Raw genomic sequence first — 18,147 nt, 5'->3', positions numbered from 1 at the left:
ATGTTGCGTTCGGCAAGCGATCAGTTCGCGAGGAAGCTGCCGATCGTGTCGAGCCCGGCCTCGCGCCAGCCGGCCGCGGTCAGCTTCGTGCCGGCCTTGGCGAACCGCTGCGCGCCGAGCGCGTCCAGCACGTACTTGTTGCCGCTGAAAACGACTTCACCGGCCGGGATCGGGGAGCCCGAGTTCTGCACCATGCCGGTGGCCTGGGTGCCGCCGGTCATCTCGATCGTGTTCCCGGTGACGCTGATGTCGCGCAGCAGGTAGGTACCCCACGGGCCGGTGCCGCGGGTGCGGGACTGGATCGTGACGCCGTTGACGTTGCCGGACACCTTGTTGCCGCGGACGGTGACCCCGGACGAGGTGTTGATGTTGATCCCGCCGCCGTCCCACAGCGACGTACCGGAGCCGCGGCCGGTGCCGAAGCCGTTGCCGCTGATCGTGTTGTTCTCGATCGTGCCGTTGCGGCTGATCTCGTAGCGGATCCCGTCCGCGGCGTTGTCGAGGATCTGGTTGGAGCTGATCACCCGGCCGTCGTCGGCGACGTCGGCCCACATCCCGATGCCCTTGTTGGCCTTGATCACGTTGCCGCTGACCGTGCCGGACGACCGGGTCGACTTGATGCCCCCGGACTCCCAGTCGGCGATCCAGAAGCCGTCGGTGTTGTTGGAGCTGATCACGTTGCGGGTCACGGCCGCCGCGGCCGAGCTGTACTGGCCGAGGCCGAGCTGGCCGTTGTGGTGGATCAGGTTCTTGTCCACCTTGGTGTTGTTCGCCTGGACCAGCATCACGCCGACGGCGTGGTTCCAGCGGACGTCGTTCGCGGTCACCTTCCAGCCCGGACCGGACACCAGAGCGCCGGCCTGCGGGGCGCTGGCGAAGTGCTCGATGGTGAGGCCGCGCACGACGACGCCGGTCGCGCCGGACTCGATCGCGGTCGCCGTCTTCGACATCTCCACCGCGTGCCCGGCCGGGTTGCTGCCCAGGTAGATCGCGTTCGCCGCGTAGTCGGCGTAGAAGGTGCCGGCCTTGACCGCGGAGGCGCTCGCGACCCGAGTCAGGTGCGCGCCGTCGAGGAAGACCTGCTCGCGCAGGTAGCAGATGTTCGCCTTGTTGTCCTCGCACTGCCCGCTCATCCCGTACGCGGCCGGCAGTGCGCCACGCGCCACCCAGAACGCACGGGATGCGGTCCAATCGGTCAGCGGAATCGATCCGGTCAGGACGGCGCGGTCCGCGCTGGCCAGGACCTGGTTCGCCTTCGGGCGGATGGTCTGGCCGATCCGGTGCACACCGGCGGCGAAGCAGAACGTCGTACCCGCGGGCTTGGCATTGACGATCGACTGGGCGTTGTCACCGGGCTTGATCACCACCCCGCTGCACGGACCGGCGACGGCCGGACCGGCCTCGTCGGAGTCGACGGTGGGGATGGTCGGTCCGGTCGGCGTGGGGGTGGTGGTCGGCGTCGGCTTCGGGGTGCTCGGCCGCGTCGTGGTGGGCTGCTTCGACGGGGCGGTGCGCGTGGCCTTCGGAGCTGTGGTCGCCGGCGGGGCGCCGGTCGTCTTGGGGACGCGGTGCGAGGGGAGCACACCGGACACGTCCCGATCGCTGACGGCGCGCGACCTGGCCGCGGTTGTCGCGTTGTTCTCATTCGCGATGACCGGGAGTGCGACCGTAACGACAGCGAGCGCAGCGGCGATAAGCGCTGCGAACCACAACTTCCTCAATGCACTGCTCCCTGAAACCAGGTGTAGCCGCCGCGAGACTTAAGGTAGTGCCATGCGGGTCGCCATGTTGCACAACCGTTACCGGACCGGTCAACCCAGTGGCGAGAACACCGTCGTCGCGCAAACGGTTGATTTACTGCGCAACTCAGGACATGAGGTCGACCTGTACGCGCGAAACAGCGACGATATCGCCGCGATGAGCCGAAAAGATCGCGCACTGTTACCGTTCCGCTCCGTCTGGTCATTTTCGGCGGAACGCGATTTAACACTTCTATTGCAGGAACAGCGGCCCGACGTGGTGCACATCCACAACACGTTCCCGCTGTTCAGCGCGTCGGTGCTGCGGGCGGCGCACCGGCTGGACCTGCCGGTGGTGGCGACGCTGCACAACTTCCGGCTGCTCTGTGCCAACGCTGTCCTGCAACGTGACGGCGGGCCGTGCGAGTCCTGTGTCGGCAAGCTTCCCTGGGCCGCGGTCCGGCACAGTTGCTACCGCGAGTCCCGCGTGCAGACGTTGCCGCTGGCCACCAGCATCGGCGTCCACAACACCCTGCACACCTGGCAGCGGTACGTCACCACGCTGGTCGTGCCGTCCGAGTTCGTCAAAGAGCGGTACGTCGCGGCCGGCTACGACCCGGAGTTGTTCGTGGTGAAGCCGCACGCGGTACCGCACTCCGGCGCGGTGCGGAGTGGCGCGGGGGAGGCTGTGGTCTTCCTCGGGCGACTGGAGGAGGACAAGGGGTTCGCCGATCTGTTGCAGGCTTGGGATTCGTCGCTCGGGAAGCTGGTCGTCGTCGGCGACGGCCCGCTGCGGGCGGACGCCGAGGAACGAGCCAGGAACGACTCGTCGATTCAGGTGCTTGGTCAACTACCGTGGGCGGCCGGTATGGACGTGCTGCGGTCCGCGCGCGCCGCCGTCGTACCCGCGCGTTCTTATGAGACCTTCGGTCTCGTGGTGGTGGAGGCGTTCGCGCACGGCGTTCCGGTGGTCGCGTCCCGGCTCGGTGCGCTCGCGGAACTGGTGGACGACGGGGAAACCGGTGCCCTGACCCAGCCTGGCGATCCGGAAGGCTTGCGGAAGGCAATCGGTTTGGTGGCTGATCCCCAGACTTCGATAACCTTCGGCGAGCGAGCCCGACAGGTCTATCTCGACCGCTTCACCCCGGAGCGTGACCTCGCGGCCACGGAGAGGATTTACAGCGATGCGATCGCCCGGCACGCGGACAGCGGCCGGACCCGGCGGGGACGGTGGGCGGGCCGTGCGCGAACGGTATAAAGTCGCCGCTGACGTGGGGGGCCGCGTCACCTCGGGCACATCGACACAGAGCTCTCCAAGAGGGCCGCAGGGGGCTGAGTTGTTTCTGGGGGATGGAAGCTTGTCGCGGATCGGATGTCTGGCCGGGGTCTTCGACCTGTTCCACGTCGGCCACGTCGACGTGCTGGAGCGGGCCCGCCGGGTCTGCGACCGGCTGGTGGTGGGTGTGCTGACCGACGAGTGGGCGATCGACGCCTGGGGTCAGCGGCCGTTCGTGCCGCTGGTCGAGCGGGTCCAGATCATCGAGCACCTGCGGTGCGTCGACGAGGTGGTCGTGGTGGACGGCGTGCGGCCGGAGTGGCTGACCGGCGTACTGGGGGCTCGGACGATGTTCGCTGCGAGCCGCCTGGACGGCGTGCTGGGAGTGGAGGAGCTCGACGGGATTCCGGCCGAGCTGATCACCGTCCTGCCGCTCGGCCGCGACTCCCGCAGCCCGATCCTGCGCGCCGCCATCGACCAGCGCCAGTCCCGTAGCTCCGTCGCATGAGTAGGTTGGGGGAGACGGTCGGGCAGCTGTCCCGGGCCCAGAAGCCGTCGGCGGGGACGCCGGCGTACTCGCGGTTCATCAACCGGCGGATCGGCCGGGTGTTCGCCGCGGCCGCGTTCCTCGGGCACCGGACGCCGAACCAGGTCAGCGTGGCGTCCGGCCTCTGTTCGTTGGCCGGTACCGTCCTGATCGCTCTGGTCCGTCCGTCGCTGACGCTCGCGCTGGCGGTGACCGCGCTGCTGGTGCTCGGGTACGGCCTCGACTCCGCGGACGGGCAGCTGGCCCGGTTGCGCGGTGGTGGGTCGCCGCTCGGCGAATGGCTGGACCACATGATCGACTCGATCAAGATCGTCCTGCTGCACAGCGCCGTACTGATCTCGTTCTTCCGCTTCGATGCCTTCAGCAACGAGGCGGTGCTGCTGATCCCGCTCGCCTACGTCTGCCTGTCGTCGGTGCTGTTCTTCGGGCTGATCCTGATCGACCAGCTGCGCCGGCGGCACGGCGGTACCCAGAAGCCCAACGAGCGCGGGGATTCCGTCGCCAAGTCGTTGTTCATCGCACCGACCGACTACGGGGTGCTGTGCCTGGTCTTCCTGACCTTCGGTACGCCGTCGCTGTTCGTCGTCCTGTACGGCGCTCTGCTCGCCGCCAACCTGCTGTTCCTGGCCGCGGCGATCGCGAAGTGGTACCGGGAGATGTCGGCTCTGGGGGTGCCTGCCTGATGGGGACCGTCGGCTACGCGCCCGGGGTCTACGACATGTTCCACATCGGTCACCTGAACATCCTGCGCCGGGCCCGGGAGCACTGCGACCACCTGATCGCCGGCGTCGTCCAGGACGACGTGGTGGCCCGGATCAAGGGCCGGCCGCCGGTGGTCCCGCACGACGAGCGGATGGACGTCGTCCGCGCGCTCGGCCTGGTCGACGAGGTGGTCAGCGACTGGTCCAGCGACAAATTCGAGATGTGGAAACAGCTCCGCTACGACATTCTCTTCAAAGGTGATGACTGGAAGGGCACCGAGAAGGGGATGAGACTGGAGAGGCTGCTCGGTGAGGTCGGTGCGCAGGTGCACTACTTCCCGTACACCGCCTCGACGTCCAGCACCGATCTGCGCAGGCTCCTGGAGGGAATGAGCTGATGTCGGCCCGGCCGAAGGTCTTGCTCAGCGCGTACGCCTGCCGGCCGCAGGGTGGCTCCGAGCCGGGGGCCGGCTGGGCCTGGGCGAAAGCTGCCGCGCGGGACCACGACGTGTGGCTGCTGACCCGCGGCAAGTTCGCGCACGAGATCGCCGAGGAGCTGGCGATCCGGCCGGTTCCGGCGCTGACCGTCGTACCGCTCGAGCTGCCGCGGTGGATTCTGCGCTTGCGTCGGCGGCCGTCGGACGTCTATTGGTACTACCCGCTCTGGCAGGGGCTGGCGCGTCGTACCGCCCGGCAGCTCCATGCGCAGCATTCGTTCGACGTCATCCACCACCTGACGTTCGCGGTCGACTGGATGGCGGCCGGCGTGGTCGAGGAGTCGTCGGCCAAGGTGATCTGGGGACCGGTCGGCGGGTCCACGACGGCGCCGCTCTCGATGGCGCACTGGCTCGGGCCGCGCGGGGTGGTGGCCGAGCTGGTACGGCGTACGTACACCGGGCTCCGGCGTCGCGTCACGGGCCGGAAGCTGGCCCGCAGCGCCGACCTGATGGTTGCTCAGAACAATGATGTGGCCGACGCGTTCCGCCCGTACGCGCGCGAGATCGTGGTGCAGCCGAACGTGGCGATCCGGCGGTTCACGGCGTCCGGGCCGTACGAGCCGTTCGGTGCCCCGGGCATCAAGACGGCGTTGTTCGTCGGCCGGCTGATCCCGTGGAAGGGCGTGCTGCTCGGGATCAGCGCACTCGCCCGCCCGGAAGCCTCGCACTGGGAACTACGCATCATCGGCGACGGCCCCGACTGGCGCCGCGCGGAGCGACTGGCCGAGGAGCTCGGCGTCCGCGACCGCGTCGAGTTCATGGGCCAGCTACCTCGCGACGACGTCCTCGCAGCCATGTTCCGCGCCGACGCCCTCCTGGCACCCGCCCTCCGCGAAGCCGCCGGCTGGGCCGTCACCGAGGCATTGGCCTCCGGCTGCCCCGTGGTCTGCGTAGACCGCGGCGGCCCCGCCGTCATCGTCGGCCCCGGCGAAGGCGTCACCGTCCCGTGGCGAGGCGACGTCGTCGGCGAACTCGCCAAAGGCCTAGCATCCCTCCGCGGCCGCATCACCCCGGTCGACCGCTGGGGCCCCGACCGCCTCCCCGACATCCTCGCCACCTGGTACACCCCAGCCCGCGTCTCGCAGTGACCTCACCGGGCCCCGTTTCAGGGGTCAACCCCTGATCGGGTGGGTTGCGGACCCAAAATCTCCTGGCGCAACCCACACGTTGAGGGGTCAGCCCCTGGGGTTGGGACGAGGCACTCGTTCTCGGTGGGGTACGACGTTGCCCGCCGGCCGACGTACGTGGGTCAGGGGTGGGCTGGGTTATCCACAGGCGCGGCGCCGGGCAGCAGTCAGTTCAGGCCATCCTGGGTGGGTGAATCCGATGCTGAAACTGGTTGCGGCCAGTCAGGGTGGAGTGTTCAGCCGGAGTCAGGCCTTGGCATCCGGGTACACACTGCATGAGTTTCGTGACCGTGTCCGGGCCGGCCGGTGGGAACGCATCCGCCACGGCCAGTATTCCGAGGTGGTCGACCTGTCCGCATTGCAGCCGTGGGACCGGCAGCTCTATCGACACCGGCGCCTCCTGCATGCGGCGATGAACTCGTTGCGGCCCGGATCGGTTGCCGTCAGCCACCAGTCGGCGCTCGTCCTGCACCAGTTGCCGCAGTGGGGACTCGACCTGTCCGAGGTCCAGCTCAGTCGACTGGACGAGCGCAGGCACAGCGGTCCGGTGGCAGGTGTCCGGTATCACCGCGGCAAGCTGTCGCCGACCGACCTCACCGAGCGCGACGGCCTGCCCGTCACCACGCTCGCCCGCGCTGTGCTGGAGACTGCCTGTACGACGTCTTTCGAGGCCGCTGTTGTCATCGTTGATGCCGCGTTGCGGGATCACGGCCTCGGCGGCGAAGAGTTGCTGAGGCTGCTGGGCCTGACAGAGTTCTGGCCGGGGAGTCCTACAGCGCGGTCAGCGATCGAGTTCGGCGACGCCCTGGCGGAGTCCGTCGGCGAGTCGCGACTGCGGGTGCTGATGTACAACCACGGCTTGCCGAGGCCGATGCTGCAGGCCGTCTACTACGACGAGGACGGATTCATCGCCCGGGTCGACTTCGACTTTCCGGAGTACGAGACGGTTGTCGAGTTCGACGGCATGTTCAAGTACGCCGGGGGATCGGCAGACGTGCTGACGCGGGAGAAGGCCCGTGAGGACAGGCTTCGTGCTCGGGGTCTGCAAGTCGTCCGGATCACCTGGTCCGACCTCGATCATCCGTCCCGGACCATATCTCGAATCCGGGCCGCCTTCGCTCGCTCACGCCGTACCGCCTGACACCCACCCACCCGCCCCGCCCCGCCCGCCCTCCGGCGCCGCCCGCCCGCGCCGCCTGCTGACCGTTGAGGGGTTGACCCCGGAAGTGGTGGGTTCGGCAGCCGAATTACGCGGGGCCTACCCACTCCTTCCGGGGTTGACCCCTGAAACGGCAGCCCGCCGGGTCGGTGGGTCGGCGGGGTCGGTGGGTCGGCGGGGTCAGTCGCGGGCTGTTTTGCCGGGGAGGGCGAGCATGCGGTCCAGGGCTAGTTTGGCGTACTTCTCGGTGTCGGGGTCGACCTTGATGGGGTTGACGACGTGGCCGGCGACCAGGTTTTCGAGGGCCCAGACGAAGTGCGGGAGGTCGATCCGGTTCATGGTGGCGCAGTAGCAGACGGCCTTGTCGAGGAACACGATGTTCTTGTCGGGGTGCTGCTTGGCGAGGCGCTGGACCAGGTTGAGTTCGGTGCCGACGGCCCACGACGTGCCGGGTTCGGCCGTCTCGAGGGTCTGGATGATGTACTCGGTCGAGCCGACCAGGTCCGCCTTCGTGACGACGTCGTGCCGGCACTCGGGGTGCACGATCACGTTGACGCCAGGGATGCGCGCGCGTACGTCGTCGACCGAGGCTGCCGTGAAACGGCCGTGCACCGAGCAGTGCCCGCGCCACAGGATCATCTTCGCCGCGGCCAACTGCTCACGGGTCAGACCGCCACCCGGCTTGTGCGGGTCGTACACGACGCACTCGTCGAGCGAGATGCCCATCTTCAGTACGGCGGTGTTGCGCCCGAGGTGCTGGTCCGGCAGGAAGAGCACCTTCTCGCCCTGCTCGAAGGCCCATTCCAACGCGGTGTCCGCGTTGCTCGACGTACACACCGCGCCGCCGTTGCGGCCGCAGAACGCCTTGATGTCGGCGCTGGAGTTCATGTACGTGACGGGCACGGTCACGTCCGCGACACCGGCGTCGGCGAGCGCGTCCCAGGCCGCCTCGACCTGCTGGATCCGCGCCATGTCCGCCATCGAGCACCCGGCCGCGAGGTCCGGCAGGATCACGGTCTGCTGGTCGTTGGTGAGGATGTCGGCGGACTCGGCCATGAAGTGCACACCGCAGAACACGATGTACGGCGCGTCCGGCCGGTTGGCCGCGTCCCGGGCGAGCTTGAACGAGTCACCGGTGACGTCCGCGAACTGGATCACCTCGTCGCGCTGGTAGTGGTGCCCGAGCACGAACACCTGGTCACCCAGCGCTGCCTTCGCCTTCAGGGCCCGCTCGACCAGGTCCGGGTCGGAGGCCGGCGGGAGCGCTCCTGGGCACTCGACACCGCGCTCGGAGTGCGGGTCGGTGTTCTGCCCCAGGAACAGCAACGGGAGGGACTTCGCGCCATCTGCGATCGTCGTCACGTCAGATATCGTGCCACGCCGAGCGTCCGCGACCGCGTGGTACACGTCACTGCCCAGACTGTGAAATCGGTACCCTCCGAGAGTGAAGATCGCAGGACTGGTGCTCGCCGCCGGGGCCGGCCGCCGGATGGGCGGCCCGAAAGCGCTCGTCCGCGACCCGGCCGGCGTCGCGTGGGTCGTCCGTGTCGTCCGCCTGCTCGTCGCCGCCGAATGCTCGCCGATCCTGGTCGTCGTCGGAGCCGCCGCCGACCAAGTGCGGGCCGAGCTCGCCGACGAGCCGGTCGAGGTTGTTGAGGCAACCAACTGGGCGGAAGGCATGGGAGCCTCGCTGCGCGCCGGGCTGACAACCCTGCGGTCCGCTGCCGGGCCGGAGGCCGCGGGTGTGGCCGGCGCCGACGCCGTACTGGTCGTCCCCGTCGATGTTCCTGGGCTGACAATCGAGGCCGTACGCCGGGTCGCGGCGGACGACTCCGGGTTGGCGCGAGCGGTGTACGACGGGCTCCCGGGACATCCGGTGCTGTTGGCAAAACAGCACTGGGACGGGGTGATCGCGACGGCTGAGGGGGATGCGGGGGCACGCGTGTACCTGCGGGAGCATCCAGTCGTGGAGATCGAGTGTGGGGATGTCGCGGAGGGGGCTGATGTGGATGCGGTCGACCAGTTGCCGGACGGGCATCGCGCGGGCTGAACCTTGGCAATGTCGGGCGCGCGGGTGATTCTGGTCAGATGAACGCCGTCGGTTCCGCGGGTGAGCTTGCCGAGCGTCTTCGTGGGACCGGGTATCTGGCCGGTGAGGGCCTGGCCACGGTCGGCTATCTCGCGCTCGCACTGCACCGCCCGCTGCTGCTCGAAGGCGAGCCCGGCACCGGCAAGACCTCGCTGGCCGGCGCGCTCGCGGAGGCGCTCGGCGTGCAGCTGATCCGCCTGCAGTGCTACGAGGGCATCGACGCGTCCCAAGCCCTCTACGACTGGGACTTCCCGCGCCAGATCCTGCACCTGCGCACCGTGGAGGCGACCAGTTCCGACGCGGTCGTCGAAGAGGTGGAGAAGAGCCTGTTCGACGAGCGGTTCCTGCTCGCCCGCCCGGTCCTGCGGGCCCTTCGCGAGAGTCCCGCCGTACTGCTCGTGGACGAGATCGACCGCGCCGACGACGAGTTCGAGGCGTTCCTGCTCGAGGTGCTCTCGACCAACGAGGTGACGATCCCGGAACTCGGCACGATCACCGCCGACGTGCCGCCGATCGTCGTCCTCACGTCCAACCGCACCCGGGAGATCCATGACGCGCTGAAACGGCGCTGCCTCTATCACTGGATCGACCACCCCGGTCTGGCCCGCGAGGTCGAGATCGTCCGGACCCGGCTGCCGGACGTGTCGCACCGGCTCGCCGAACAGGTCGCCCGGTCGGTGCAGCGGATGCGCGAGCTCGATCTGCTCAAGCCGCCCGGTGTTGCGGAGACCCTCGACTGGGCTCGCGCGCTCGACGCGCTCGGGACGGACATCCTCGACGTGGAGACCGCGGCCGCCACGCTCGGCGCGGTGCTCAAGTACCGCGAGGACACGGACCGGGTCCGCGCGTCGCTCGACCGGCTGCTGGGGAGCTGACGCAACGATGACCGCACCGGACCTCGCGTTGGCCGGCTTCGCGTCGGCCCTCCGGCACGCGGGTCTGCCGGTCACCGCCGACCGCGTCCACCTCTTCCTCCAAGCGGTCGCCACTCTCGACGCGGCGGTCACCGCCGACGTGTACTGGGCCGGCCGGGCCGCGCTGTGCGGTGGACCCGACGACCAAGCCCGGTACGACGAGGTGTTCGCGGCCTGGTTCTCCGGCGAGCGGACCGGCGGGACAGTCCGCCGTACGCCGCAAGCCTCGGTGCAGGCCGCGCTCGACGCCGACGACACCGCCGCGGGGGAGGATGGCGACCGGTCGATCAACGTGTTCGCGAGTACTACGGAGGTCCTCCGGCACCGCGACGTAGCTGAGTTGTCGCCGAGCGATCGGGCCGAGTTGGCGCGACTGTTCGGCACACTCCGGCCGCGGATCCCGGTACGACGGGCTGTCCGCCGGCGTCCGTCCCATCGCGGCGACATCGATCCCCGGCGGACGCTCCGCGCCCAGCTGCGACAGGTCGGCGAGCCGGCCCGCGTCCACTACCGCCGGCGCGGCTCGCGCCCGCGCCGGGTCGTAGTACTGATCGACGTCTCCGGTTCGATGCGCCCGTACGCCGACAGCCTGCTGCGGCTCGCGCACACCATGGTCCAGCAAGCCCCGCGATCGGTGGAGGTCTTCACCATCGGCACCCGGCTGACCCGGGTGACCCCGGCGCTGCGTCGCCGCGATGCGGAGGTCGCGTTGCGGTCCGCGGGGGACGTCGTACCGGATTGGTCGGGTGGCACTCGGCTTGGCGAGGTGCTGAAGGTGTTCCTGGATCGGTGGGGGCAGCGGGGGATGGCGCGACGTGCTGTCGTGGTGGTGTGCAGCGACGGGTGGGAGCGCGGTGACGCCGCGTTGCTCGGTGCGCAGTTGGGGCGGCTGGCCGGCCTGGCGCATCGTGTGGTCTGGCTGAATCCGCATCGGGGCAAGCCTGGGTACCTGCCGGTGCAGGCCGGGATCGTTGCCGTCCTGCCGCATGTCGACGAGCTCGTCGCCGGTCACAGCCTGGCCAGCTTCGCGGACCTTCTGGAGGTGGTCGCCGATGCGTGAGGTGCTCGAGCGGTTGATGACGTGGTGGACCGCGGGGGAGTCGGTTGCCGTAGGCACCGTTGTGGCGACCTTCGAGTCGGCGCCGCGACCGCCAGGAGCGGTGATGCTGGTCGGTCCCGGCCTCGAGGCGGTCGGCAGTGTGTCGGGCGGCTGCGTCGAGGGCGCGGTGTACCAACTCGGCGAGGAGATCCTCGAGTCCGGCGAGCCGATCCTGCAGCGGTACGGCGTGAGCGACGAGTCGGCGTTCGCGGTCGGGCTGACGTGTGGCGGCATCATCGACGTGTTCGTGGAGCGCGTCGACAGGACGTCGTACCCGGAGCTCGCCGAGGTGGCAGCGGACATCGCCGCGGGACGTCCGGTGGCGGTGGCGACTGTGGTCGCGCATCCGGATCCGGAGCGGGTCGGGCGACGGCTCGTGGTCAGACCGGAGGGCCGGCCGGCCGCCGGGAGTCTTGGCTCGGAGCGGGCCGACGACGCGGTGGTCGACGATGCCCGCGGGTTGCTGGCGAACGGGCGGACCGAGACCTTGGAGTACGGGCCGGACGGGCAGCGGCGGGGCGAGGGGATGCGGGTCTTCGTGTCGTCGTACGCGCCGGTGCCGCGGATGCTGGTGTTCGGCGCGATCGACTTCGCGGCGGCGGTGGCGCGGCTCGGGTCCTTCCTGGGATATCGCGTGACGGTCTGCGACGCGCGCGGCGTCTTCGCGACCGCTTCACGCTTCCCGTCGGCCGACGAGGTGATCGTCGACTGGCCGCATCGCTACCTGGGCGCCGAGGCCGCGGCCGGTCGGCTCGACGAGCGGACCGTCATCTGTGTGCTCACCCATGACCCGAAGTTCGACGTACCCCTGCTGGAGGTCGCACTCCGGTTGCCGGCCGTCGCGTACATCGGCGCGATGGGCTCGCGGCGTACGCACGACGACCGCTTGAAGCGCCTCCGCGAGGCCGGTCTCACCGATGCGGAACTGACCCGTCTCTCCAGCCCGATCGGCCTCGACCTCGGCGCCCGTACGCCGGAGGAGACCGCCGTCAGCATCGCCGCCGAGATCATCGCTCACCATTGGTCCGGCTCCGGCCACCCACTGTCGGCGAACTCCGGACCGATCCACCACTGACCCGCGCCGGCGTTGACGGAAGCAACTGCGATCTCTTGTGGTCGACATCACACCGGAGCACGATCGGGGTACGGCGGTTGCTGACCATCTGGAGGCGGGGCATGACCCGGATCACGGTGAAGGTCGATGGAAGCAGCTTCACGGACGATGTGGAGCCGCGCACGCTGCTCGTGCACTATCTGCGCGAGCAACTGGGAAAGACGGGAACCGTGGTCGGCTGCGATACCGGCAACTGCGGCGCCTGCACGGTCCACCTGGACGGGCGGAGCGTGAAGTCCTGTTCACTGTTCGCGGTCCAGGCCGACGGCCACGAGGTGACCACGATCGAGGGTCTCGCGACGAACGGGCAGCTGCACCCGATGCAGCAGGCCTTCCACGAGAACCACGCTCTGCAGTGCGGATACTGCACGCCGGGCATGATCATGCAATCCCTCGATCTGCTGGCCGACAATCCGAATCCGAGTGAGGACGACGTCCGGCTCGGGCTCGAAGGCAACCTCTGCCGCTGCACCGGCTACCAGAACATCGTCAAGGCTGTCCGTGCCGCGGCGGCTGCGGGAGGTGCCTCATGACCACCACCGAGGACCGCCCGGCCACCGAGGTCGGCGCGCCGCGCCGGCGCAAGGAGGACGCCCGGCTGATCACCGGCCGGACCCGCTGGACCGACAACATCGTCCTGCCCGGCATGCTGCACGTCGCAATGGTCCGCAGCCCGTTCGCGCACGCCCGGATCACCGCCATCGACACCGAGGCGGCCCGAGCGGCCACTGGTGTGGTCGCCGTCATCACCGGTGCGGACGTCGCCGACGAGCAGGGCGCCCTGCCGAACGCGTGGGCGGTGATCCCGGACCAGAAGGCGCCGGTGCACCCGTCGATGGCGGTCGACCATGTCGCGTTCGCGGGTGAGATCGTTGCGATGGTGGTCGCCCGGAACGCGGCCGAGGCGAACGACGCCGCCGACCTGGTCGACGTGGACTACGAGGAGCTCACACCCGCGCTCGACCTGCGGTCCGCGGCCGCGGACGAGGTGATCGCCCACCCGGACCTCGGGACGAACGTGTCGGCAGTCTGGTCCTACGACTCGGCCGAGGCCGGTACCGGTAGCGACGTGGACGCTGCGATCGCGGCGGCCCGCGACGGCGGGATCGTGATCGAGAAGGAGATCCGCCAGCAGCGGCTGATCCCGGCGTTCATGGAACCGCGCTCGATCGTCGTCGATCCGACCACCGAACAGATGACCGTCTGGTCGTCGACCCAGGTGCCGCACTTCGTGAAGATCTTCATCGCGCTGGTGCTGGGTATCCCGGAGAACAAGATCCGGGTGATCGCGCCGGACGTCGGCGGTGGTTTCGGCGGCAAGCTCCAGTTCACGCCGGAGGAAGTACTCACGGTCATCGCGGCCCGCCGGACCGGAAAGCCCTGTAAATACACCGAAACCAGGTCCGAGTCGCTGATGGCCGCGCACCACGGCCGGGACCAGTGGCAGAAGCTCACGCTGGCTGCGAACGCCGACGGCACGGTGACCGGGCTCAAGGTCGACCTGATCGCGGACATGGGCGCCTACCTCGGTCTCGTCACGTCGGCGATCCCGTTGCTCGGGGCGTTCATGTACAACGGCATCTACAAGTTCCCGTCGTACCGTCTCGGCATCACCAACGTCTTCACCAACAAGACCTGGACCGACGCCTACCGCGGCGCCGGCCGGCCGGAGGCGACGTACGCGATCGAGCGGCTGATGGACGAGCTCGCGGTCCGGGTCGGCGTCGACCCGCTGGAGATCCGCGAGCGGAACTGGATCAAGCACGAGGAGTTCCCGTTCGCGACGGTGTCCGGGTTGCGCTACGACTCCGGCAACTACGAGGCGGCGACCGCGAAGGCCAAGGAGCTCTTCGGGTACGACGAGCTGCGCGCGGAGCAACTGAAGCGGCGCGAGTCCGGCGACCCGGTCCAGCTCGGCATCGGGATCTCGACGTACACCGAGATGTGCGGACTGGCGCCGTCGCGCTGGCTCGGCTCGATGGGGTACGTCGGCGGCGGCTGGGAACACGCGGCGGTCCGGATGCTGCCGACCGGGAAGGTCGAGGTGATCACCGGGACGAGCCCGCACGGCCAGGGGCACGAGACGGCGTGGAGCCAGTTGGTCGCCGACCGGCTGGGCGTCGCCTTCGAGGATGTCGAAGTCCTGCACGGTGACACGCAGATCGCCGCGCGCGGACTCGACACGTACGGCTCTCGCTCGCTGTCCGTCGGTGGGATGGCCGTGCTCGCCGCGGCCGACAAGGTGATCGAGAAGGCGAAGCCGATCGCGGCCCACCTGCTCGAGGCGAATGTCGACGATCTCGACTTCTCGGCGGGCCGGTACGGCGTCCGCGGCACCGAGTCGGGGATGACGATGGCCGAGCTCGCGTTCGCGGTCTTCCAAGGCCACAAGATGGGCGGCGCCGCGGAAGCCTGCCTGGACGCCGACGCGACCCTCGACCCGGAGGACTTCTCGTTCCCGCACGGCACGCACCTGTGCGCGGTGGAGGTCGACACCGAGACCGGAGGTACGACGATCCGGTCGTATGTGAGCGTCGACGACGTCGGGGTCGTCGTGAATCCATTGATCGTCGAGGGCCAGGTACACGGCGGTCTGGCGCAGGGCATCGCGCAGGCGCTCTACGAGGAGGCGGTGCACGACGACTCCGGCACGCTGGTCACCGGGTCGTTCGACCAGTATCTGGTGCCGGCTGCGCCCGATCTGCCCAGGTTCGAGACGGCCCGCACGGAGACTCCGGCGACGACGAACCAGCTGGGGGTGAAGGGCGTCGGCGAGGCCGGCACGATCGCGTCCACTCCGGCGGTCGTCAACGCGATCATCGACGCGGTCCGGCACCTCGGTGTGACGGACGTGCCGATGCCCTGTACGCCGTACCGCGTGTGGAAGGCGTTGCAGGAAGGAGCGCAGTCATGATTCCCGCGGCGTTCGAGTACTTCAGCCCGTCGTCGGTGGACGAGGCGGTCGGGTTGCTGCGCGAGCACTCCGACGCGAAGGTGCTCGCGGGCGGCCAGAGCCTGATGCCGGTGCTGCGGTTGCGGCTGGCTGCGCCGGAGACGATCGTCGACCTCGGGAAGATCGGCGAACTGCAAGGCGTCCGTGACGACGGGGACGCGATCGTCATCGGCGCGATGACGTCCCACAGCACGGTGCAGTCCGATCCGCTGGTCGGCGAGCATGCCCGGCTGATTTCGTTGGCAACGGCAACGGTCGGGGATCCGCAGATCCGGCATCGCGGCACGTTCGGCGGCTCGCTGGCGCACGCCGATCCAGCGGGTGATCTCCCCGCGGTGGCAGTCGCGCTCGACGCGTCGTTCGTGATCGCCGGGCCTGGCGGTCGTCGTACCGTCGCCGCGCCGGACTTCTTCCAGGGGGTGTTCAGTACGGCGCTCGCCGAGGACGAACTGCTGGTCGAGGTCCGGGTGCCGAAGTACACCGGCTGGGGAGCGCACTACGAGAAGTTCAACCGGGTCGCCCAGGCGTGGTCGATCGTCTCCGTCGCGGCGGCCGTCCGGCTGGACGGTGACTCGATCGCGGAGGCACGCGTCGGGCTCGGCAACATGGGGTCGACGCCGATCCGGGCGACCGCGGTCGAGGAGGCGCTGATCGGCCGGCCGGCGACCGCCGAGGCGGTGCGGGAGGCCGCGGCCCGGGCGGCGGACGGGACGTCTCCGGTGACCGACCTCAACGGTGATGCGGACTACCGCCGGCACCTGGCGACGGTGCTCACCCGGCGGGCGGTCCTGGCCGCGGCAGGTACCGGATGAGGCTGGAGCACAAGTTCGTCGTACCGGCTCCGATCGAGCAGACGTGGGCCGCGTTCAACGACCTCGAACGGGTGGTGCCGTGTTTTCCCGGCGCCACCCTGACGACGTACGACGGTGACGGGTTCACCGGCTCGTGCACGGTGAAGCTCGGGCCGGTGGCGTTGCAGTACACCGGGAACGGCAGCTTCGTCGAACGCGACCAGGACAAGCACCATGCTGTGATCGAGGCCAAGGGCAAGGACCGCCGCGGCAACGGCACCGCGACCGCGCGGGTCACTGCCCAGCTGACCGCATCCGGGACGGACGCCACCGAGGTCACTGTTGACACCGACCTCGTCATCACCGGTCGGCCCGCCCAGTTCGGCCGCGGTCTGATCCAGGATGTCTCCAACCAACTCCTGGACAAGTTCACCGCCTGCCTCGCCACCAAACTGGAAGAACCAGCCTCGGTCAGTGAGCCGACCACCGAATCCACCACACCTCCGGAGCCGTCTACTGAAGCATCCTCTTCCAGTGCTGGGGCGCTCAACCTCGGGGCGACGATGCTGCCCGTCCTGGCTCGACGCGCCCGCCCGTACCTGATCGGTGCGGTCGTCGCCCTCGTCCTCCGTCGACTACTCCGCCGCTGACCCCACCGCCCGAAAATCCGGTGGTCACTTCGTCGACGGGGGTCGAGAATCGGCGGAATGAGCCAGAGTCCGCTGCTGCCCCGCTCCACACCAGCTAGCGAAGGCGTCGATTCGGCCGGACTGATGGCGTTGCTGGACCGGTGGGACGAGCAGGCGCTCGAATGTCATTCGGTGGTCGTGCTCCGGCACGGGCAGGTGATCGCCGAAGGCTGGTGGGCGCCGTACTCGGCCGACCGACCACACCTGCTCTACTCGTTGACCAAGTCGTTCACGGCGATCGCGGTGGGACTCGTTGTCGACGACGGCCTGCTGGCGCTCGACGATCGGGTGGTCGACGTTCTGCCCGAGCACGTACCCGAGCCGGTGCCGCCACGGTCCGCAGAGCTCACCGTTCACCACCTGCTGAGCATGTCGACCGGCCACACGCACGACCTGCTCGAGGATGCCTGGGACCTCGAACCGGCCGATCTGGTCCGCGGCTTCCTCCGGATCGAGCCGAACGACCCGGTCGGATCGCTGCACCAGTACAACAACGCGACCACCTTCCTCCTGGCCCGGATGGTCGAGCGGGTCGCCGGCCGTACCCTGCCCGACCTTGTGCACGAGCGGCTGTTCGCACCGATGGGAGTGACCGTCGCGGAGTGGGAGCGCGTCGCCGGCGGTGCCACCTTCGGCTTCCACGGGCTGCACCTCACCACCGAGGCGGTGGCGGCGTTCGGCGAACTTCTGCTGCGCGGCGGACGATGGCGCGATCGGCAACTGGTGTCACGGCAGTGGATCGACCTGGCCACCCGCAAACACGTCGAGACCGTGCTGTCCGACGACGACTCCCGTACGGCGGACTGGCTGCAGGGCTACGGGTATCAGTTCTGGATGTCGCGCCACGGCTTCCGCGGCGACGGCGCGATGGGGCAGTTGTGCCTCGTCGTACCGAGCGCGGACCTGGTCGTCGCGATCACGGCTGCCGTGACGGACGCGCAGGCCGTACTCGATGGCGTCTGGGACTGTCTGCTCCCGGCCATAGACCAGCCGGTGGACCACGGGCTGGACTCGAAGCTCGGCGATCGAATGCGCGGACTCGCACTGCCTCTGGTCATCGGTGAGCATCGGCCGCAGGACAGCGCGATCGCGGTCGTCGACGGACCGACAGAGGATGCTGCGCTGCCCCTTGGATCGCGACTGTCGCTCGAAGCCGTGCCGGACGGTTGGTCGGTGCGGCTGGAAGCGGACGGCACCACGTTCGCGGTGGACGTCGGGCACGGTGAATGGCGGGAGAGCCGCCCGTTCGGCCGACCGGTCGTCGCGTCCGGCGGCTGGCAGGGTGGGGTTTTCGTTGCCGACCTCTACGTCATCACCACTCCCAGCCGGGTCCGGATCACCGTCGCCGACGGCCGCGCGACCGCAACGTGGAACCTCGTGCCGCTGGTCGGCGCCAGCCTGCTCTGGCAGCTGTCGCCCGACCTGATCACCCGCCCGAACAGGTCGTGACTT

General features: G+C 69.3%; 17 protein-coding genes. 15 read left to right on the top strand and 2 right to left on the bottom strand.

The features are described 5' to 3' along the window. Nucleotides 1-20: 20 nt before the first annotated feature. Nucleotides 21-1,721, bottom strand: coding sequence for a right-handed parallel beta-helix repeat-containing protein (locus AB0E63_RS05770; RefSeq protein ID WP_360361924.1), 1,701 nt, complete (start codon nucleotides 1,719-1,721; stop codon nucleotides 21-23). Between the two features lie 52 nt (nucleotides 1,722-1,773). On the opposite strand from AB0E63_RS05770, the gene AB0E63_RS05765 reads away from it, so the two are divergent. The 6 genes from AB0E63_RS05765 (at nucleotide 1,774) to AB0E63_RS05740 (ending at nucleotide 7,028) form a co-directional block, all read left to right on the top strand. Continuing rightward, entirely contained in the window at nucleotides 1,774-2,997 is a 1,224-nt protein-coding gene (locus tag AB0E63_RS05765) for a glycosyltransferase family 4 protein (RefSeq protein WP_360361922.1), read from the top strand. Between the two features lie 100 nt (nucleotides 2,998-3,097). Next, nucleotides 3,098-3,523, top strand: coding sequence for an adenylyltransferase/cytidyltransferase family protein (locus AB0E63_RS05760; protein WP_360361919.1), 426 nt, complete (start codon nucleotides 3,098-3,100; stop codon nucleotides 3,521-3,523). Beyond that, complete coding sequence (locus AB0E63_RS05755) at nucleotides 3,520-4,245, top strand: CDP-alcohol phosphatidyltransferase family protein (protein ID WP_360361916.1); 726 nt, start codon at nucleotides 3,520-3,522, stop codon at nucleotides 4,243-4,245. The genes AB0E63_RS05760 and AB0E63_RS05755 overlap by 4 nt, the downstream gene beginning before the upstream one ends. After that, nucleotides 4,245-4,661, top strand: a complete 417-nt coding sequence (locus AB0E63_RS05750) for an adenylyltransferase/cytidyltransferase family protein (RefSeq protein ID WP_360361913.1) — start codon at nucleotides 4,245-4,247, stop codon at nucleotides 4,659-4,661. The genes AB0E63_RS05755 and AB0E63_RS05750 overlap by 1 nt, the downstream gene beginning before the upstream one ends. Continuing rightward, nucleotides 4,661-5,848 (top strand): glycosyltransferase, encoded by a 1,188-nt coding sequence (locus tag AB0E63_RS05745; RefSeq protein WP_360361910.1) that lies wholly within the window; start codon nucleotides 4,661-4,663, stop codon nucleotides 5,846-5,848. The genes AB0E63_RS05750 and AB0E63_RS05745 overlap by 1 nt, the downstream gene beginning before the upstream one ends. A gap of 238 nt (nucleotides 5,849-6,086) precedes the next feature. Next, the gene (locus tag AB0E63_RS05740; RefSeq protein ID WP_360361907.1) at nucleotides 6,087-7,028 is read left to right on the top strand and encodes a type IV toxin-antitoxin system AbiEi family antitoxin domain-containing protein; all 942 of its coding nucleotides are present in this window, start codon (nucleotides 6,087-6,089) and stop codon (nucleotides 7,026-7,028) included. Between the two features lie 198 nt (nucleotides 7,029-7,226). Here the strand turns inward: AB0E63_RS05740 and nadA are convergent, their stop codons facing one another. Beyond that, on the bottom strand, nucleotides 7,227-8,408 hold the full coding sequence (gene nadA / locus AB0E63_RS05735) for a quinolinate synthase NadA (protein ID WP_360361904.1): 1,182 nt from the start codon (nucleotides 8,406-8,408) through the stop codon (nucleotides 7,227-7,229). Nucleotides 8,409-8,490: 82 nt separating this feature from the next. Between nadA and AB0E63_RS05730 the strand changes: the two genes are divergently transcribed. From AB0E63_RS05730 to AB0E63_RS05690, 9 genes are all read left to right on the top strand, one after another. Next, nucleotides 8,491-9,096 carry a nucleotidyltransferase family protein gene (locus AB0E63_RS05730; RefSeq protein WP_360361902.1) on the top strand — a complete coding sequence of 202 codons (606 nt, stop codon included), beginning with the start codon at nucleotides 8,491-8,493 and terminating at the stop codon, nucleotides 9,094-9,096. Between the two features lie 38 nt (nucleotides 9,097-9,134). Then, a complete protein-coding gene (locus AB0E63_RS05725) occupies nucleotides 9,135-10,010 on the top strand; it encodes a MoxR family ATPase (RefSeq protein ID WP_360361899.1) in 876 nt (291 codons plus the stop codon). Nucleotides 10,011-10,017: 7 nt separating this feature from the next. After that, on the top strand, nucleotides 10,018-11,109 hold the full coding sequence (locus AB0E63_RS05720; RefSeq protein WP_360361896.1) for a VWA domain-containing protein: 1,092 nt from the start codon (nucleotides 10,018-10,020) through the stop codon (nucleotides 11,107-11,109). After that, a complete protein-coding gene (locus tag AB0E63_RS05715) occupies nucleotides 11,102-12,223 on the top strand; it encodes an XdhC/CoxI family protein (protein ID WP_360361893.1) in 1,122 nt (373 codons plus the stop codon). Before AB0E63_RS05720 ends, AB0E63_RS05715 begins: the two co-directional genes overlap by 8 nt. Before the next feature lie 101 nt (nucleotides 12,224-12,324). Next, on the top strand, nucleotides 12,325-12,795 hold the full coding sequence (locus AB0E63_RS05710; RefSeq protein ID WP_360361890.1) for a (2Fe-2S)-binding protein: 471 nt from the start codon (nucleotides 12,325-12,327) through the stop codon (nucleotides 12,793-12,795). Next, nucleotides 12,792-15,176, top strand: a complete 2,385-nt coding sequence (locus AB0E63_RS05705) for a xanthine dehydrogenase family protein molybdopterin-binding subunit (protein ID WP_360361887.1) — start codon at nucleotides 12,792-12,794, stop codon at nucleotides 15,174-15,176. Before AB0E63_RS05710 ends, AB0E63_RS05705 begins: the two co-directional genes overlap by 4 nt. After that, the gene (locus tag AB0E63_RS05700) at nucleotides 15,173-16,027 is read left to right on the top strand and encodes a xanthine dehydrogenase family protein subunit M (RefSeq protein ID WP_360361885.1); all 855 of its coding nucleotides are present in this window, start codon (nucleotides 15,173-15,175) and stop codon (nucleotides 16,025-16,027) included. Before AB0E63_RS05705 ends, AB0E63_RS05700 begins: the two co-directional genes overlap by 4 nt. After that, nucleotides 16,024-16,656 (top strand): SRPBCC family protein, encoded by a 633-nt coding sequence (locus tag AB0E63_RS05695; protein WP_360361882.1) that lies wholly within the window; start codon nucleotides 16,024-16,026, stop codon nucleotides 16,654-16,656. Before AB0E63_RS05700 ends, AB0E63_RS05695 begins: the two co-directional genes overlap by 4 nt. Nucleotides 16,657-16,713: 57 nt before the next feature. Beyond that, nucleotides 16,714-18,144 carry a serine hydrolase gene (locus tag AB0E63_RS05690; protein ID WP_360361879.1) on the top strand — a complete coding sequence of 477 codons (1,431 nt, stop codon included), beginning with the start codon at nucleotides 16,714-16,716 and terminating at the stop codon, nucleotides 18,142-18,144. The last annotated feature ends 3 nt before the right edge of the window (nucleotides 18,145-18,147 follow it).

Origin of the sequence: Kribbella sp. NPDC026596 (genome assembly GCF_040638415.1) — a bacterium.
Taxonomy (GTDB): Bacteria; Actinomycetota; Actinomycetes; order Propionibacteriales; family Kribbellaceae; genus Kribbella.
Note: the sequence above shows the minus strand (reverse complement) of the source record. Positions and strands in the feature narration are given on the sequence as shown.

Excerpts from the sequence above, each read along its gene's own strand:
- AB0E63_RS05745 (WP_360361910.1), top strand. The coding sequence starts at position 4,661 with ATGTCGGCCCGGCCGAAGGTCTTGCTCAGCGCGTACGCCTGCCGGCCG.
- AB0E63_RS05715 (WP_360361893.1), top strand. The coding sequence starts at position 11,102 with ATGCGTGAGGTGCTCGAGCGGTTGATGACGTGGTGGACCGCGGGGGAG.
- AB0E63_RS05705 (WP_360361887.1), top strand. The coding sequence starts at position 12,792 with ATGACCACCACCGAGGACCGCCCGGCCACCGAGGTCGGCGCGCCGCGC.
- AB0E63_RS05695 (WP_360361882.1), top strand. The coding sequence starts at position 16,024 with ATGAGGCTGGAGCACAAGTTCGTCGTACCGGCTCCGATCGAGCAGACG.
- AB0E63_RS05720 (WP_360361896.1), top strand. The coding sequence starts at position 10,018 with ATGACCGCACCGGACCTCGCGTTGGCCGGCTTCGCGTCGGCCCTCCGG.
- AB0E63_RS05765 (WP_360361922.1), top strand. The coding sequence starts at position 1,774 with ATGCGGGTCGCCATGTTGCACAACCGTTACCGGACCGGTCAACCCAGT.
- AB0E63_RS05725 (WP_360361899.1), top strand. The coding sequence starts at position 9,135 with ATGAACGCCGTCGGTTCCGCGGGTGAGCTTGCCGAGCGTCTTCGTGGG.
- AB0E63_RS05700 (WP_360361885.1), top strand. The coding sequence starts at position 15,173 with ATGATTCCCGCGGCGTTCGAGTACTTCAGCCCGTCGTCGGTGGACGAG.
- AB0E63_RS05740 (WP_360361907.1), top strand. The coding sequence starts at position 6,087 with ATGCTGAAACTGGTTGCGGCCAGTCAGGGTGGAGTGTTCAGCCGGAGT.
- AB0E63_RS05755 (WP_360361916.1), top strand. The coding sequence starts at position 3,520 with ATGAGTAGGTTGGGGGAGACGGTCGGGCAGCTGTCCCGGGCCCAGAAG.
- AB0E63_RS05750 (WP_360361913.1), top strand. The coding sequence starts at position 4,245 with ATGGGGACCGTCGGCTACGCGCCCGGGGTCTACGACATGTTCCACATC.
- AB0E63_RS05710 (WP_360361890.1), top strand. The coding sequence starts at position 12,325 with ATGACCCGGATCACGGTGAAGGTCGATGGAAGCAGCTTCACGGACGAT.
- AB0E63_RS05690 (WP_360361879.1), top strand. The coding sequence starts at position 16,714 with ATGAGCCAGAGTCCGCTGCTGCCCCGCTCCACACCAGCTAGCGAAGGC.